Origin of the sequence: Psychrobacter sp., from assembly GCF_041554015.1 — a bacterium.
Lineage (GTDB): Bacteria > Pseudomonadota > Gammaproteobacteria > Pseudomonadales > Moraxellaceae > Psychrobacter.
Genome location: NZ_JBFFMS010000002.1, coordinates 133,236 through 150,674, shown reverse-complemented (window position 1 = coordinate 150,674; position 17,439 = coordinate 133,236). Strand labels below are relative to the sequence as shown.

17 protein-coding genes are annotated in these 17,439 nt (G+C 45.2%); 4 read left to right on the top strand and 13 right to left on the bottom strand.

From position 1 onward, the window contains the following. The first annotated feature begins 39 nt into the window (after nt 1–39). Nucleotides 40–438: a hypothetical protein gene (locus ABYU67_RS01645; protein WP_372843260.1), complete on the top strand. Its 399-nt coding sequence runs from the start codon at nt 40–42 to the stop codon at nt 436–438. A gap of 173 nt (nt 439–611) precedes the next feature. Here ABYU67_RS01645 and ABYU67_RS01640 read toward each other — a convergent pair whose 3' ends face one another. Then, complete coding sequence (locus tag ABYU67_RS01640; protein ID WP_372843259.1) at nt 612–3,134, bottom strand: helix-hairpin-helix domain-containing protein; 2,523 nt, start codon at nt 3,132–3,134, stop codon at nt 612–614. Nucleotides 3,135–3,564: 430 nt separating this feature from the next. Between ABYU67_RS01640 and ompR the strand changes: the two genes are divergently transcribed. Both ompR and ABYU67_RS01630 read left to right on the top strand, forming a co-directional pair. Then, entirely contained in the window at nt 3,565–4,329 is a 765-nt protein-coding gene (gene ompR / locus ABYU67_RS01635; protein ID WP_372843258.1) for a two-component system response regulator OmpR, read from the top strand. A 76-nt stretch (nt 4,330–4,405) separates the two neighbouring features. Beyond that, nucleotides 4,406–5,572 carry a GTP-binding protein gene (locus ABYU67_RS01630; protein WP_372843257.1) on the top strand — a complete coding sequence of 389 codons (1,167 nt, stop codon included), beginning with the start codon at nt 4,406–4,408 and terminating at the stop codon, nt 5,570–5,572. Nucleotides 5,573–5,636: 64 nt separating this feature from the next. On the opposite strand, the gene ABYU67_RS01625 is transcribed toward ABYU67_RS01630, so the two are convergent. From ABYU67_RS01625 to ubiG, 4 genes are all read right to left on the bottom strand, one after another. After that, nucleotides 5,637–5,903: a DksA/TraR family C4-type zinc finger protein gene (locus ABYU67_RS01625; RefSeq protein ID WP_372843256.1), complete on the bottom strand. Its 267-nt coding sequence runs from the start codon at nt 5,901–5,903 to the stop codon at nt 5,637–5,639. A 122-nt stretch (nt 5,904–6,025) separates the two neighbouring features. Then, nucleotides 6,026–6,901 (bottom strand): YciK family oxidoreductase, encoded by an 876-nt coding sequence (locus ABYU67_RS01620; protein ID WP_372843255.1) that lies wholly within the window; start codon nt 6,899–6,901, stop codon nt 6,026–6,028. 137 nt (nt 6,902–7,038) lie between these two features. Next, complete coding sequence (locus ABYU67_RS01615; RefSeq protein ID WP_372843254.1) at nt 7,039–7,749, bottom strand: HAD family hydrolase; 711 nt, start codon at nt 7,747–7,749, stop codon at nt 7,039–7,041. Nucleotides 7,750–7,782: 33 nt separating this feature from the next. After that, nucleotides 7,783–8,613, bottom strand: a complete 831-nt coding sequence (gene ubiG, locus ABYU67_RS01610) for a bifunctional 2-polyprenyl-6-hydroxyphenol methylase/3-demethylubiquinol 3-O-methyltransferase UbiG (protein ID WP_372843253.1) — start codon at nt 8,611–8,613, stop codon at nt 7,783–7,785. 377 nt (nt 8,614–8,990) lie between these two features. On the opposite strand from ubiG, the gene ABYU67_RS01605 reads away from it, so the two are divergent. Then, on the top strand, nt 8,991–9,611 hold the full coding sequence (locus ABYU67_RS01605; protein ID WP_372843252.1) for a thiol:disulfide interchange protein DsbA/DsbL: 621 nt from the start codon (nt 8,991–8,993) through the stop codon (nt 9,609–9,611). A 91-nt stretch (nt 9,612–9,702) separates the two neighbouring features. On the opposite strand, the gene yjgA is transcribed toward ABYU67_RS01605, so the two are convergent. The 8 genes from yjgA to mazG all read right to left on the bottom strand — a co-directional run bounded on the left by yjgA (nt 9,703) and on the right by mazG (nt 17,406). Beyond that, complete coding sequence (gene yjgA, locus ABYU67_RS01600) at nt 9,703–10,215, bottom strand: ribosome biogenesis factor YjgA (RefSeq protein ID WP_372843250.1); 513 nt, start codon at nt 10,213–10,215, stop codon at nt 9,703–9,705. Between the two features lie 66 nt (nt 10,216–10,281). Continuing rightward, nucleotides 10,282–11,244 carry an RNase adapter RapZ gene (gene rapZ, locus ABYU67_RS01595; RefSeq protein ID WP_372843249.1) on the bottom strand — a complete coding sequence of 321 codons (963 nt, stop codon included), beginning with the start codon at nt 11,242–11,244 and terminating at the stop codon, nt 10,282–10,284. Between the two features lie 56 nt (nt 11,245–11,300). Continuing rightward, nucleotides 11,301–12,167, bottom strand: coding sequence for a pantoate--beta-alanine ligase (gene panC / locus ABYU67_RS01590; protein ID WP_372843248.1), 867 nt, complete (start codon nt 12,165–12,167; stop codon nt 11,301–11,303). 54 nt (nt 12,168–12,221) lie between these two features. Beyond that, on the bottom strand, nt 12,222–13,022 hold the full coding sequence (gene panB / locus ABYU67_RS01585; protein WP_372843247.1) for a 3-methyl-2-oxobutanoate hydroxymethyltransferase: 801 nt from the start codon (nt 13,020–13,022) through the stop codon (nt 12,222–12,224). A gap of 126 nt (nt 13,023–13,148) precedes the next feature. After that, a complete protein-coding gene (folK, locus tag ABYU67_RS01580; RefSeq protein ID WP_372843288.1) occupies nt 13,149–13,697 on the bottom strand; it encodes a 2-amino-4-hydroxy-6-hydroxymethyldihydropteridine diphosphokinase in 549 nt (182 codons plus the stop codon). Between the two features lie 49 nt (nt 13,698–13,746). Continuing rightward, a complete protein-coding gene (pcnB, locus tag ABYU67_RS01575) occupies nt 13,747–15,978 on the bottom strand; it encodes a polynucleotide adenylyltransferase PcnB (RefSeq protein ID WP_372843246.1) in 2,232 nt (743 codons plus the stop codon). Nucleotides 15,979–16,154: 176 nt separating this feature from the next. Beyond that, nucleotides 16,155–16,463 carry a ComEA family DNA-binding protein gene (locus ABYU67_RS01570; protein ID WP_372843245.1) on the bottom strand — a complete coding sequence of 103 codons (309 nt, stop codon included), beginning with the start codon at nt 16,461–16,463 and terminating at the stop codon, nt 16,155–16,157. A gap of 79 nt (nt 16,464–16,542) precedes the next feature. Continuing rightward, nucleotides 16,543–17,406: a nucleoside triphosphate pyrophosphohydrolase gene (mazG, locus tag ABYU67_RS01565; RefSeq protein ID WP_372843244.1), complete on the bottom strand. Its 864-nt coding sequence runs from the start codon at nt 17,404–17,406 to the stop codon at nt 16,543–16,545. Between the last annotated feature and the right edge of the window lie 33 nt (nt 17,407–17,439).

Here is a 17,439-nt window from a genome sequence, read left to right as displayed (position 1 = left end):
GACTATTCTAGCTGAAACTATAAATCAAGGATTCCATCAATGAAAAACCATACTTTATCACTACTTATCGGCGCGGCACTGACTATTCCAGCAGTGGCCATGGCAGCTCCAACTGACACTAACGCCTCTAAAAAATCAACTGCTACTGCTGAGATCGCTGTGGAAGCGGATGTCGCAAGTACAGGTAGTGAGACTGATGTCAACACTGATAAAACAACTAAAATGACGCCATTTTCGATTAGCGAAACTCAAAAGATTTCACGCGCACGCGTCAACGTTAATAATAACCTTGACCAACAGCCAATAACTACTGAAATAAAAGCGCCAGCAGAAGCCTTACAAGATCAAGGGTTACAAACAACTGAAATCATATCTCAAGATCCTGTGCTAGACACACCAGAAGACTTAGCAGAAGTTTCAGAAGAAGACGAGCTATAAGTAATTATCTATTTACACACCTAAGTAAATCCATACGTAACGATTACTTAGCTATTGATTGAGTTAAACACAGTGAGCTAAGCATAGTGATCAAAAAGCATAGTGAATTGAATTAAAAAAGGCAGCCTAATGGCTGCCTTTTTTATTACTGCTTATCATAAAAATACGATATCTTATTTTTTGGCTTTAGTGACGCCAGCTTCTTGCAATAGCGCGCCCAAGGTACCCATTTTACTAGGCGCCTCTGCTTTTTCGGCACGTGGCGCCTTGCTACGATTGTCACTATTGCTATTACGACTGTCTTGATGCTTAGGCTTAGACGGGCGCTTATCACCAGCTGGACGATTGCTGCGTGGACGACTGACTTTTTCATCACCATTAGTAGCGTTTGCTGTCGCAGGTTTAGCAGCTGGACGTACTGGTTTTTCAGACTCAGGTTTCATACTAAAACCAATACGACCACGTTTTTCATCGATAGAGATGACACGTACCGAGACGATATCGCCTGGTTTTACGCGGTTCATCGGGTCGGCAACGAAGTCATTGGCCATCTGTGAGATATGAACCAGACCATCTTGATGGACGCCAACATCGACAAAACAACCAAAAGCGGTCACATTGGTGACGACACCCTCTAAAGTCATGCCCTCACTCAAATCTTTAATGCTATTGACGTCTTCACGGAAATTAGCAGTTTTGAACTCAGGACGCGGGTCACGAGCGGGCTTGGCAAGCTCTTCAATGATGGCTTTTACGCTCACATTGTCATCGTTAGCAGCTAGCGCCGTGATATCGATGCTGTTTAACACGCCATCGTTACCAATGATTTCTGGCAATGCCTTACCGGTTTGGGTCAATAAGCTATCAACTAAGGCATAGCTTTCTGGATGGACGCCAGTCGCATCTAGTGGATTACTGCCATCATGGATACGCAAAAACCCTGCTGCTTGCTCAAAGGTCTTGGCACCTAAGCGTGGGACGTTTTTCAATGACTCGCGGCTATCAAATGCGCCATGCTCTTTACGATAGCTGACGATTTGCTGGGCAACGTTTTTATTTAAGCCAGCAATGTGAGCCAAAATAGCTGGGCTTGCGGTATTTACGTCAACACCAACGGCATTCACGCTGTCTTGTGTGACTTTATCAAGGCTATCTGCCAACTGAGTTTGGTTGACATCATGTTGATATTGACCAACGCCAATCGCTTTTGGATCTACCTTGACCAGCTCCGACAATGGGTCTTGCAGACGACGAGCAATAGATACTGCCCCGCGTACAGAAACATCTAGATTGCCAAGCTCATCAGTAGCAAGCTCACTCGCTGAATAAACCGAAGCTCCTGATTCGTTAACGATGACGGCTTTGGCTTTTAACGACTCGTTTGCCGCCAAAATCTCTTTAACCATCGCATCGGTCTCGCGGCTCGCTGTACCGTTACCGATAGCAACCAAATCGACATCATAAGTACTTAATAGCTCATCGATGACTTTTTTGGCTTCATCCATTTTATTATCAGGCGCGAATGGATAAACGGTTGCGACGACAGGTTTGTCTTCACTGTCTAGCTTCACATGACCTTGAGCATCGACGATGGCCATTTTTACGCCATGACGGATACCAGGATCGACACCCAAAATCACTTTGCGGCCAGCAGGCGCTGACATGAGTAAATGCTGTAAATTATTGGCAAAGACATCAATCGCATCAGCTTCAGCGGTGAGACGCTTTTCGGTCAATAAGCGATGCTCAATATGCGGACGCCATTTGTCTTTCCATAGGCTGGTTGCCGCCTCAACTAAAAACTCTTTACGCTCTGCTGGTGCTTTTGTATCAATGTCGAAATGCTTGACAATTTTTTCAATAAATGGCGCGTCTTCGCCGTCAATTTTTAGACCCAAGACATTCTCTTGACGACCGCGCAGCATCGCTAATAAACGATGATTTGGCAGACGCGCAAGGCTTTCACTATGTTCAAAATAATCTTTGAATTTTTCACCAACTTCGCGTTTTTCATCACTGGCAACCGCTGAAACGATACTGGCGGTTTTGGCAAAACCGCTACGCAAATTATCAAGCAAAGCTAGTGCTTGTGTCCATTCATCAACGATGATGGCTTGTACGCCAGCGAGCTGCTTTTCGATATCACTAAAATCAACGTCAATCTCTTGACCACTTTCATCAGTAATGCTCGATTGTACGTGATAGCCTGCCAGCGCATCGGTCGGCGTGATGTCTTGCGTGAGCACTATTTGGGCTGCAACATCAAGACCAGCGGCGCGTGCTTTGGCAGCAGGAGAGCGGCGACGCGGACGGTATGGCAAGTAGATATCTTCAAGCTCAAGCTTTGATACCGCATTATCAATACGCATCTGTAGCTCGTCGGTCAAATTGCCCTGCGTACTAAGCAGCTCAGTAATTTTGAGGCGACGGGTTGCCATATCGCGCTCATAATTAAGAGACTTTTCAAGCGCACGCAACTGCGCGTCGTTAAGATTCTGCGTCTTCTCTTTACGGTAACGGGCAATAAAGGGAACGGTCGCGCCTTCATCGTACAGTTTCACAAACGCATTGACTTGAGCAGTCTTAATGCCAAGCGCGCGAGCAAGCTTGTCGTGAATATTCGCGTGTGTGGTGGCATCCAAAACCTGTGCATTTGTCGAGGTTTGAGATGGCGTTAAGGTATCAGTGCTACTCATATACGTATCAATCGTTGAGAAATGTAGTTTTGCATTATAGCAAAAGCTGCATGAATAGAAATCCTTTTTATATTTTCATCATTTCTGACGTTATTTATAGCAAAAATCCTCTCATAAGCGCGTTTTTACGGCTTTATTAAACAAACGCATACAGCATTTGTCTTTATCAGTGATGCAATTATGACGGCAATCTTATACACTAAAGTCTCAAATGCACAAATATTGCAGTTTACTAGTGTACTGAACAAAAGTTTTTAATTTATAATCTTTTTAACAATCGATGGAATGATGCCTAAATAGCGGCACTATTATTGATACTTTTATAAATGCTTGTCTGAGTTATTGATAGTATTTTTTTAATAAAAATAGTGATCCTTGCATTTTTAATCATAATTTCTACTAATAATAATTTCTATAAGAGGATGCTTATATGTCTGAAAATAACAGCCCTGATACCTTAACCCAGCGTATTTTAGTCGTTGATGACGATGCGCGTCTGCGCTCATTATTGCAACGTTTTTTAGAAGACGATGGTTTTGTGGTTCGTACTGCCCATGATGGCAGTCAGATGGATAAGCTGATGCAGCGTGAGCTTTTCTCCTTAGTGGTACTTGATTTGATGTTACCGGGGGAGGACGGCATCAGTATCTGCAAGCGTCTGCGCGAAGACAATGGCGACATTCCTATTATTATGCTGACGGCTAAAGGTGGTGATGCTGATCGTATTGCTGGCCTTGAAGCAGGTGCGGACGATTATCTGCCAAAGCCATTTAATCCAAAAGAGCTATTGGCCCGTATTAAAGCGGTATTACGTCGTCAAAATCGCGAGCTACCAGGTGCGCCAAGTCATCAGCTTGAAGTGGTTGAATTTGGTCCATGGACGCTTGATTTATCGACCCGTACGCTTAAGCGCGATGGCAATGTCGTTACCTTAACGACAGGTGAATTTTCGGTGCTAAAAGCACTCGTACAGCATCCACGCGAGCCATTAACCCGTGATAAGCTGATGAACCTTGCCCGTGGTCGTGAATGGGGTGCGATGGAGCGCTCAATCGATGTGCAAGTATCCCGTCTGCGCCGTCTGATTGAAGACAACCCGTCACAAGCACGTTATATTCAAACCGTTTGGGGTGTGGGCTATGTGTTCGTACCGGACGAAGCAGAAGTTGAAGCGGCTAAAAGTGAGTCGTTATAGAGTCATCAATGGTGCTTACAGCTATTGATAGCGTAGACGATTACTCTTTAATTCTATTAATATCACGGGCGCCGCATTGAAATCACCGATTATTCTTCAAAATATACCCTGCACTTTGGTGACAGGGTTTTTGGGTTCTGGTAAGACCACGCTCATCAATCAATTAATCGCAACCAAAGCTGCTGATGAGCGCTGGGCGTTATTAATCAATGAGTTTGGTCGTATCGGAATTGATGGCGCGCTACTAGCCAGCTCTCAAGATAGCCATACGACAAATGATATCGCCATTCGTGAGGTCAGCGGCGGCTGTATTTGCTGCACCAGTCAGCTGCCGCTACAAATCGCGCTGAGTCGCCTGCTAAGTGACCATCAGCCAAAGCGTCTGCTCATCGAGCCAACAGGGCTTGCCCATCCGCGTGAGCTGATACAGCAGCTTAGCGCGCCGCATTGGCAAACGGCTCTGAAAATGCAAGCGGTCATCACCGTGCTTAATGCTCTGCAATGGCAACAGGACAAGTATCGTACTCATGAAGGATTTCAAGCGCATATCCGTGATGCTGATGTCTTAGTTATTAATCGCTATGCGCAGTTACGGTCTGACGAAAGACAAGCGCTTCAAGCATGGTTAGCCAATCTAAATTCAAAGATTTTTATTATTTGGGCAGAAGCTGATAAGCAGACAAGCGCTCATGATATAGATATATCCACTAACTATTCAGCATTATTAAATGCGCAGCTGTCCAAACCCAGCTCTGTCATATCAAAACAGCAAAGAGTCAATATCGCTCAGCCACATAAAGCGGTTGTGAGCTTAAGACCACCACGCCACTCTTTAACAGAAAATACCTTAACCAACTCTGCAAACCATGATTCTGCTCAGCCTGATACGGATATAGAGCTACCCTACCGTTATCATGAAACGCAGCAAGATATTCTGCTAGCTGGGTGGCGACTGCCGACAGAATACGTATTAAATGCCGATCAGCTGCAGGATTGGCTGCTAACGCTACCAAACTGGCTACGTATTAAAGGTGTTGTACATACGTCTAATGGCTGGCTACAAATCAACTTTACGCCTGATAGCTTTTCCACAAAGACAGTGAGCGCACAAGTAGATAGCCGACTAGAGATTATTTTGCAAGCAAGCAATAGTCAAGAAGGTGAGATAGACAAGGAAATAGACTGGGAAATAGACTGGGAAATATGTGACCGTGAACTGATGGCGATGGTAATGGTTGACTAGATAAGCTGCTCTTTACGATAGCAATAAAAAATGACCCTACTATTTTACTAGCAGGGTCATTTTTTTAGCGTAACTGACTGTCTTTACTGCCACGGCGATTAAACAACTCTGTGGCTTTTGCCTCTTGTTCAAGCTCGCTTTGGCAACCAACACAATGCTGTACACCAGGTACTGCAATACGCCGCGCTTCTGGAATGGGATTACCGCATTCATCGCAAAACTCTGCGCTCTTACCCGTTGGTAATGCACGGCGTGCTCGCTCTAGCGCATCATTGACCGTCGCATCCATTTGCTCATGTTCAGCGCCATCTCTTGACCAACCACCTGCCATAGTCTCATCCTATTTATTTTTATTGATTATGCTCATTTTCAATCTAGCATAAAGCTCTTTAATAACAAATAGATGGGGCTAGTGATGGACAATTTCAATCTATCAACCATGATAAAGCTTACTTAATCCTTTGGCTGTAACTCAACCACTTGTCCGCGTACGCCGATACTCTCATCACTCATCAAGCATACATACCCTGCCATGATATCTTCAGGCGTTTTTAGGCTCATTGGATTCTCACCTGGATAAGCATGGGCGCGCATATTGGTGCGGGTGCCACCCGGATTGATACAGTTAAAACGTAAGTTGGTGGTGTTTTGCGTCTCTTGAGTAAAGATATTGCTCATTCCTTCTACCGCTTGCTTAGATAGGGCATAAGCACCCCAAAACGCACGAGGATGGGTACCGACGCTGCTGGAGGTAAATACGATAGAGCCATGCGGCGCATCTTTTAGTAAAGGCAGTAGCGCTTGGGTGAGCATAAAGGTGGACGTAAAATTAATCTTCATGACTTGAGCAAACATATCGACATCGTACATCTCAAGGGGCGTTAATGGACCAAGCATCCCCGCATTGTGCAAGATACCATCAAGCTGACCCACTTCTCTATGAATCAAGTTTTCTAATTTTTGCATTTCTGCATAAGTCGCCCCTTCCAAATTCATCGGTAGCATAGCAGGCTGCTTACCACCAAAGCTTTCGATTTCGTCATAAACGTATTCAAGCTTGCTGCTAGTACGACCCAGTAGCAGTACCGTTGCGCCATAGCGCGCATAGGTCAACGCCGCAACACGACCAATGCCATCGCCCGCGCCTGTCACCAAGATAGTTTTGCCATCTAAGCAGTTTTCAGACGGTACAAAGTCACGAATATCATCGTGTGTTAATTCGGCTATAGGGGCTTGTATATCCGTTTGCTGGCTTGCGGCATTATTAGTTATATTGTCAGCGGTATGGCTCACTGACTGATTCGCTAATGGGTTGATATTGTCATTCATGGCATTACTCACTGCTTATCGTTTAATAAATGGGATGGTCAACCACTGTGCTGTGCTGTGCTGTGCTGTGCTGTGCTGTGCTGTGCTGTGCTGTTGAACACTACCTAATAACACGCTGGTCTGATGACTCATTTGATTTATAAATAGTCAAACTTACCAGAGGAAAGCAATAACTTACTCAACTGCTCAGGCGTATCCGCAATATAGTCTGCGCCCCATCTCTTTAGATTGTTCTGATCTTCAGGCGGGATATAACCATAAGCCGCCAGAATCGTCGGCATACCAGCGGCATTGCCAGCTTCGATATCACGGATATGATCGCCAACATAAATCACGCTTTCAGCAGCGCCGCGCGGAATACCAAGCTTTTCTAGCGCCGCATACATAGGCTCTGGATCCGGTTTTGAGCGCGATACATCGTCAGGACAGACTAAAACCGCACAGCGCGTATCTAGCTGCATTTTTTCTAATAACAGCTCTGATAGATAGCGCGGCTTATTGGTCACGATACCCCATGGCACACCCTTTTCTTCAAGGGCACTTAACACATCATCAAGGGTGTCAAAAACACAGCTATCCACACAAATATCCGCTTCATATTCGTCCAAAAACTGCTGACGAAATTCAAGCAACGTCTCTTCGCTAAAATCTGTTTGCTGATTGTGGCGTAGCATAAGCTGTACCATTGCTGACGCACCAGCAGAGACTTGTTCACGAATCTCCACCTCAGAGGGCGCTTGCCAGCCGTTTTCGCGGCTCATTTTATTGATGATACGTACAAAATCAGCAGCCGTATCTATCAATGTCCCATCTAGGTCAAACAAGACCGCTTTTACAAATTGACTCATTACAAAGGCTCTTAGTTAAAGTGATAAAAGGGGTTAGGCTAAAGGTTTTTGCACTGCTATCATATAATTGACATCAACGTTTTGCGCCAGCCAGTAGCGCTTGGTTAATGGATTATAGTGTAATCCAATAATATCTTGGCGCATAAAACCGGCATCAAGCGCCATTTTATCGAGCTCAGCTGGGGTGATAAACTTGGCATAATCGTGCGTGCCGCGATCGAGTAAGCGCAGGACATACTCTGCACCAACGATGGCAAACAAATAAGATTTTGGATTGCGGTTAATCGTTGATAGCACGCATACACCGCCCGGCGCCAACAGCTTAAAACAGGCATCTACAATAGCGGCTGGATCTGGTACATGCTCTAGCATCTCCATACAGCTGACCACATCGAACTGACCAGCATGAGTGGCAGCCAATTGCTCAACAGGAATATGCTGATAGCGCAAGGTATCTTGCAAATTGCTTTGCTCAGTATGCAAACTTGCCGCTTTAAGGTTTTCCGTCCCAAGGTCAATACCGGTCACATCCGCGCCGCGACGTGCCATCGATTCTGATAAGATACCACCGCCACAGCCGACATCAAGCACCTTTTTACCCGCCAAGCCCATCTCTGCCGTTTTTTGACTATCAGCACTCACGTAGCCACGCTTTACGTTTTCCTCGATCCAGTTTAAACGCAGCGGATTGATTTCGTGCAAGGTAGCAAAGGCACCCGTTTTATTCCACCACTCACCCGCCAGTTTATTAAACTTTTCAACTTCGCTTGGATCGACATTGATGGCGCTTAGAGTATCGTTGGTCATGCCGCTATCATTTGCATGAGCGTGCACAGACTGGCTAGAAGATAAAGCTTGGCTCATAGTTTTTCCTTTATTGTTATAGTATGCGATCAAAGACTCAATATTAACATGAGAGCTGCAAAGCTGCCGTAAGTACATCGTCACCGATTGTGAACTGTTTTATAGATACTTTTTACGTCAATAAAAAATAGAATGACAGCCTATAAGTAAGATACCTTAAATAATGACTGACAGCATTACAACCATTCGTTAAGAATCCGGTTCACAAAGCGCCGCATTTTACGCTATTATAGTTGCTATTCTGTGTTAGGTCGACTGAGACGGCCTATTGTCGTCTATCGGCTTTGTCATTGCTTATTTGCTTTGGCATTTATAGAACTATCAAAGCTATAATTATCAACGCAAACTTCTGAATGTCGTTATTTCAAGGAATAAGTATGAAACGTATCATCGCATTAACTGGTTTGGCTTGCGCTATTGGGTTTGCCAATACGGGTGCACAAGCTGCCAATTATGTCGCAGGAAAAGACTATCGTGTGTTAGATAATCCAGAAAAAATCAGCGGTGATGCTATCATTGTGCGTGAGTTTTTTTGGTATGGTTGCCCGCATTGTAACGTCCTCAATCCTCACATGGAAAAATGGGCAAAAACCAAAGACAAAGATGTGGCATTCTTTAAAACCCCAGCAGCGCTAAACCCTGTATGGGAAGCGAGCGCCCGTGGTTTTTATGCCGCGCAATTACTGGGTTTTGAAGACAAGACCCATGATGCGCTATTTGATGCCGTCCACAAAGATGGTAAGCAATTATTTGACCAGTCTTCACTGAGCAAATGGTATGCCTCAAAAGGCGTAAACGAAAAGAAATTTAACAGCCTTTATAACTCTTTTGCTGTCGGTACCAAAATCGGTCGCTCACAAGCAGGTGCTAAGCGCTATCAGCTATCAGGTGTGCCAGCAGTGGTCGTGCAAGGTAAATATGTGGTAACCGGTGAAAGCGCCACCGTCCCTAAAGTGGTTGATTTCCTAGTCGATAAAGTACGTGCAGAAAAGAAATAATATTGCCATTTAAACATATTATTTCTTAATAAATAAAAAAGCCAATCTTTGCTGATTGGCTTTTTTTGTGTTTTATCATTCTCTCTTATCGCTATTTTTTTAGATGCGTTAAAATAGCGACTTCACGGATGTAGCTTGCCAAGTCTGCTTTTGACTCTGCCATGAGCTCATCATCGTTGGTATGCTTAGCGTACTCAATCCATAGCAATAGCTGATACATGCTATGATGCTCAGAGGCTTTATATTGTTTGACGAACTGTTTTAGCGTGCCTTCATCGTTGATATTTAGACGCTCATACCAGCTCTCTATCTTCGAAACTTGCTCTTTAGGAAAATAGGCATCAAACAATGCTTTTATCAGCTCATGGCGATTTTCTTCGATCATAAGCTTGCCAACACGTTTGGTCTGACGATTACGGGCATTGGCACTGGTAATATCAGCAAGCGCCATCAATTCCGCCATAAAATAATCGCTAGCCGGTAGGGCTTTGAGCTGTTTTTTCGATAAGCTGGCAAGCGGTATCGACAACTGTTGCAAGCGCTCATGAGCTTTTTTGAGCTCTGTGCGCGAGACGCGCATATCTTGTTCTGACCAGTCAATCATAAAAGCTTTCCATTTGTAAAAATAAATAATAAGTATAAAAATTAGGTATAAAAGGTTGGGTAGACGCTACCAATGATGCTTTTCACGGTGTTTCGCCGTTACGGTCAAGCCTTCTGGCAAGCTGTCTTGCAATCTATCTTGCAGGTGCTTGGTGATAAATACCGAGCGATGCTTGCCACCGGTGCAGCCGATAGCAACCGTCACTGTATGACGATTATTGTGTAAAAAATCCGGTAACCAACGATTCAAAAAGGTAGCAATATCTTGTGTCATCTCAGCAACCTCTGGGTAATCGGCAAAAAACGCCCCCACTTCAGCGTCAAGACCCGTCGCCGCGCGTAGGGCGGGATTCCAATGCGGATTGGGTAAAATCCTGACATCAAAAACAAAGTCTGCATCAATTGGACTGCCATATTTAAAACCAAATGACAGCAGGTTAATCACGATTTGATTATCAACCCCAACATACTCGCGTAAGCGCTCTTTTAGCTGATGAATATTGAGCATACTGGTATCTATCTTGATATCGGCATGCTTAAATATCGGCTGCAACAGCTGTATTTCTTTTTCAATGGCTGCTGGTAAATTATAAGTCGTGTTTTCTACGCCCTTGGTATCCAAAACCATCAACGGATGGATGCGGCGCGTAGCATTAAAGCGGGCAACCAGCGTCTCTTCTTGCGCCGTCACATACATGACTGTGACCGCATCATCACCATAAGTCTCTTTTAAACACTCATGGATCTCAGCAAAATTGGATAAATCTGCCCGCGGCGTACGAATATCAACCCCAAGGGCAATGCGTTTAATTCCGCTATCACAAACCAGCTTTTGCGCCGCTTCAGGTACCAAGGATAACGGCAAATTATCAATCGAATAAAACCCCAAGTCTTCAAGGATATTAAGTACCGAGGTTTTCCCTGAGCCTGAACGCCCTGAGACGACCAATATATTGAGCTTATCAGCAGCGGATTCATTACAACCTGTCCGCTTTAATTGCACATTACCGGTGTCCTGATTTACCTGCATGTTCCGTTATCCTTATAAATTGCATCCCGCAAATTACAGTATTATAAATAGCAGGGTCATCGCACTTTACCAATCGTGACCAATAGATTGTCAAGCAAGCGCGCACGACCGAGCCATGCAGCCACTAAAATAACCAAGCCTTGATGATTATGGATACTCTCATCATTAACAGCCGTCAGCTCAGTCGTTTTTACTTCCAAATAATCAATAATAAAGCCAGCACTCGTAATACGTTCGCGAGAGGCACTTAAAAGGACGTCTAATGGCTGCTGGACAGCACCAATCTGTTTGGCTAAATACTGCAACTCTTGCTGTAAGATGGGCGCTATTCGGCGCTCAGACGCGCTTAAATACTGATTACGCGATGATAAAGCCAAACCATCTGCCGCACGAATAATAGGCGCACCAATAATCTCGATCGGATAGCTCAAATCACGAACCAGCTGCTTGATAATGGCTAATTGCTGATAATCTTTTTGTCCAAATATTGCCACATCAGGCTGCACGATATTAAACAATTTAGAGACCACTATACCAACACCATCAAAATGGGTAGGACGGGTTTTGCCGCACAGCTGCTTTGTAATAGCTCCGGCGAGAATGGTCGTCGGCGGCGGTAGTAGCGGATACATCTCATCAATAGTAGGCGCAAACACATAATCAGCACCAACGGTGGCAAGCTTGGCAACATCTTCATCTAAGGTACGAGGATAACTGTCAAAGTCTTCACCAATCCCAAACTGGGTTGGATTGACAAAAATACTCACCACCACAATATCTGCATGCTGTTTGGCAATTTTTACCAGCTCTAAATGACCATCATGCAGATTGCCCATTGTCGGGACCAATGCAATGCGCTGCGCTACTCGATAAGTCTGTAAAGCGGCGCGTAGGTCTGAGATATGGGAATGAATCGTTGGCATGGTTAGCTGCTCTTTTACTGATGGTTATAATGACTGGCGCTTGATACCTATTTATTAGCTAAACTGGTGCTGCTCTGCTGGAAAACAGCCTTCCTTTACTGATTGCTGGTATAGGGCAAATGCCCCTTCAATACTATGCTCAGTATTACGCTCATCAGTCAAGAAATCATGAACAAAGCGCGGCGCTCGGCCATGAACCATGCCTAGCATATCGTGCATGACCAATACTTGACCATCGGTATCAGCCCCTGCCCCAATCCCAATCACAGGTACAGCGACCGCTTGGGTTACCGCTTTAGCAAGCTCGGCAGGTACACATTCTAATACCAAAAGTGCTGCACCAGCATCAACCACCGCTTTGGCATCGGCAAGGAGCTTATCAGCGGCATCATCACCGCGCCCCTGGACTTTATAACCACCAAAAACATTGACTGATTGCGGGGTTAAGCCAAGATGGACACACGTTGGCGTACCGGCTTGCGCCAATGTTGTGATCAACTCGCAAAGCTCACGACCGCCTTCAACTTTGATCACATGGGCGCCCGCCTGCATCAACTTGCGGCTATTGGCAATAGCTTCTGGCAGCGTCACATAGCTCATAAAGGGTAAGTCTGCCAAAATCAGCGCATGCTTATTACTACGGGCAATATTGGCGGTATGATAAGCCATATCATCGACGCTGACAGGCAGGGTCGAATCATGACCTTGTACCACCATGCCCAAGCTATCACCAATCAAAATCGTATCGATTTGCGCTTTATCCATCATGCGTGCAAACATCGCGTCATAACAGGTCAGACAGGTAAATTTGGTGCCGTCTTTTTTAAATTTATTTAAAGTCGATAACGTCGTCATATCGTTACATCATCCTCAATGCTTTTAATCATCAATAGCTTTTACATTCAATGATTAAAAGTGCTGCTAAAGGCCAATTTTCTGCTAGTTTTTAGTCGTTAATAAGTTTATTTATCGGTTAACACATCAATCCTCTGATAGCAGCTTTAACCCTATCCAATCGCTGCTTTGTGGATAATCCGTGATAGGTTTACCTTTAATAATCAACTCTGGCGCTAACTCATGCAGCGGCAGCAAGACAAAATTGCGTTCAGACAATCCAGCATGCGGTATGGTCAATTGCGGCTCTGCTATTTGCATGTCACCATATAACAAAATATCGACATCAAGGCTACGCTCACCCCAATGACGCAGGCGGGCGCGTTTCGCTTGCTGCTCTAACGTTTGACAAAAACTCAGCAGCTTAAACGCAGTCAAAGTGGTCTCAAAACCTGCGACCGCATTGATAAAATCAGGCTGGTCTTGCGGTCCCATTGGCGCTGAAGCATAAAAAGATGAGGTTTGCAGCGCATGTATTTGCTCATGCTCTTGCAGGGCGATAATAGCATTCTGCAAATGCTCGACAGGCGAACCCAGCTCATTGGTCAAATTGCTGCCCAGCCCTACATAGCAAGTAACCCAAGCCATGTCATCATAGCGAGCATGATCATAACTGGCTTCAAATTGTGTGTTCATCATGCTGACTTAACTCTATTATTCACCGCTAAATTGTTTACCGCTAAATCTACGCGTTATTAACACTTGGCTGACGACGGCGACGCTTCGATGGGATAGGGCCTTTATGCTCAGTCATGGTACTAATAACCAGCTGATCTTTGCTTTGGTTGTTATCACCTTGACTGGTTTTAACAGCTTTTGCTGCTAAGCCTTTCGCTACCTTTTTAGCCTTATCTACATCTACCACGTCATCACTTTTAACTGTGCCAAGTGCTTGGCTTACAGCTTTCGGTGCTTTTCTGACATATTTTGCCGCTTTTTGCGCTATGCCATCAACGGACTTAGCATCGGTGCTCGTGCTAGTGTTATTGCTACTCGCGACGCCTGCTTGACTGTCATTCTGACTACCGCTACTTTCTATGACTGTTGGCTGACGACGGCGACGTTTATACGGTATCGGCTCGTTGTTGATACTGACCAGTGCAGGTGACTGCGCAATCGTACGCTCTATATAAGCCCCTGTACGCGTATTATCCGAATCGGCAGCAACCTCTCTACTCTCTACATCATGTACTTTCACAGCAGTTTTTGCCTGTGGCCTACCCACTTGATGATCTATTGACGATGTTTCGGTAGCTACTTTTTGAGTAGGTGCGTTTTGTGTTACTTTAGATACCGGTTTATCTGAACCGGCTAGCTGCTTTTTAAGCGGCGGTACGACATTGCCATGTTCAATAACAAACAAGGGCGCAGGTTTTGATATCTGCTGCTTACGCCCATCATGGCGAGCCAAAGACAGCTGCTGCAACTGCGCCAGCTCATCATTATCTTGTGTACCTTGCGCTTTACTATAGCCCTTGCCTTTACTATTATCAGCAGCATGCTGACTAGCGCGGCGGCGACGCGATGGCACATTTGATGAATCGTTGACCACTGAGACTTTGCTACCGTTAAGCGCTTGTTCTTTGTAGTCATTATCCAACTGACTTAGCTTGGCGCTATCATTCGCGTATGACGGTTTTTGACGATTGCGTCCGCGACCGCGCTGACCTTGCTTATAAGCACCGCGGCGGAGATTTTCATCAAAGTCATCAATCGCTTGATCCTGCTCTTGCTCAGTCAAAGTTTGATAGGTCTGCCACCACTCGCCCATGTTATTGGTCGATTCAGAAAGTGGATGCTCAGCATCGCCGCACTGCTCGCGCAATAGCAAGAAATCAAAACCGGCACGGAAACGTGGGTGCTCAGATAGCTGGACAATTTGTTTACTACGCGGCGCGGCCAATTTCGGCTGCAGTATCCAGATATCACGGATAAACTGCTCAGCAAATTTTGGAATGGCGGTCTTGATACGCTGACGGTCAATGACCTTACTTGCCGCGTGCATTTGCGCATCTGCAAAAGGCATATTGCGTTTTTTGGCTTTTTCTAACTGATGTAGGTAGTTTTCCCACAGCAAAGCGGCATAAAAGAATGCCGGATTGATACTTTTGCCAGCAGCAATACGTTTGTCGGTATTGATAGCGACTTGCTTAACCAACGCACTTGGTTCAGCAGGGGGATAAATAATAAGACTATCAATCGCGCCTGATTCAAACAACAGCGGCAACAGCGGCACTAAATAGCCGCCCGTAAACATCTTTTGCGTTTCGTCATATAGACGATGCGGAGAGATTTGCTCAAGCAGCGCCCAATTGCCATCATGAAACTGTGCAGCCAACTCACTATCAAAATCAAAGCCAAGCTTGGCTTTAAAGCGCAGCGCACGCAGCAATCTGACCGGATCTTCTTCGATACGCGTCGGGGCATTGCCTAACAGACGAATGATTCTATTATCGATATCTTCAAGCGCACCGCAAAAATCGTGTACCACGCCTTTGAGCGGTTGATAATAAAGGGCATTGATAGAAAAGTCGCGACGGGCAAAGTCTTGTTTGATATCGCCCCAGACATTGTCGCGCAGGATCATACCGTCTTGATTGGTATTAGAATCGTTGATAGGGGGACCACGAAAGGTCGCCACTTCGATAAGCTCGCGCCCAGAGTAGACATGCGCCAACTGGAAACGGCGACCGATAATACGGCAGCGCTTACCAAAGACGTCTTTAATCTCATGAGGCTTAGCATCAGTAACCGCATCAAAGTCTTTTGGACGCAGGCCTAGCAAGGTATCGCGCACGCCGCCACCGACGATATAGGCATCAAACCCAGCTCGGGTTAGGGTGGCAATCACTTCGGTAATGGAATTTGGTAATTCAGATTTATTCAGTTCTAACTGCTTGGCGGCACGCTCGGCCATGCATCTACTCCTCGCCTTTATTCTTAACCACCCTGACACACACAGCATCAATCAGGCGGATGTACCTGCTAGTTTAACAAATTTTGACCATGGTGGGTGTGTTATGACATTTACTTACATGCTATTTTGTCAATATTGGGCTTAATTAATACAAAATATCCTGATTGCTACTGTGATTAATCTTGCACGCTTAAACGCTGGCGATTCTTCTCGATGGTTTTTGCCCCAATGTCTTTGACCTTGGTTAGTTCATCAATGCTCTTAAAGCCGCCAAACATCTCACGATATAAAATAATCGCTTGCGCTTTACTGCTGCCAACACCGTCCAATGTCACCAGCTCGGCTTCGGTCGCCCGATTGATATTAATCATCGACTGATTGCGTGCTTGGCTTTGTGCTGTTTCTTGTGTTAAGAGATAATTATAAGCACTTTGGGGGTTATCAAAACATGGGGCGGCAAAGACAGGATGAGATAGCATAGCCATAATAGAAGCTATGCCTACTAAAAAAACGGCGGCATTTTTAAGTAAATTAGTAGACGGCCATTTAATAAACCGGCTTTTATTATTCGCGTTCATGTTGTTTTGCCGCTTCCCATAATCTATCCATCTCATGAATATCGCTGTCTTCTAAACGCTTGCCAGCGGCAGCTAACTGCTCTTCAATATAGCCAAAGCGCGATTTAAATTTATGCACACAGGTCAACGTCGCAGTTTCGGCATCGAGGTTTAATTTACGCGCGACATTAACCAGCGCAAACATGCAATCGCCAAGCTCTTTTTCAATCTCTTTGATATTGGCTTTGATTTCAACTTGGGGTTTATCTATCAGCTCACTTTTTAGCTCGGCAATTTCCTCATCGAGTTTATCAAAGGCACCGCTGATGCCGTCCCAATCAAAACCCAATTTTGACGCCTGTTTTTGTACATCCTGCGCTTGCATCAGCGCACTACCCGCCTTGATATTGTCCAAACGACGCTGTGGTTTGCCCCGTGCGGCGCGCGCTTGCTCCTCCTCTACCTTAATCTCATCCCAGCGCTCTTTTACCGCAGCTTCATCTTGTAGCGTTTCTGCTTCAAATACATGCGGATGCCGGCGAATCAGCTTTTCTTGTAAGGTAGTAATGACGTCACTGATATCAAAGCGCCCTTGCTCAGCATACATCTGACAATGAAAAACCACTTGAAGTAATACATCACCAAGCTCGCCTTTGATGTCTTCGTCATCATCACTTTGTACCGCTTCGCCAAGCTCATAACCTTCTTCAATCGCATACGGAATGAGGCTATGATTGCTTTGTTTTTTATCCCAAGGGCAATCGCTACGCAGTCGCGCCATCAATGCCAATAAATCGTTTAATTCTCCACTGGCAGCGGGTGTACCTTGTACTGGTGTTGGCGCTTTAACGTTATTTTCTAGGGCACTCATAAAACATACTCTTATATTTTTTATCGCTCATTG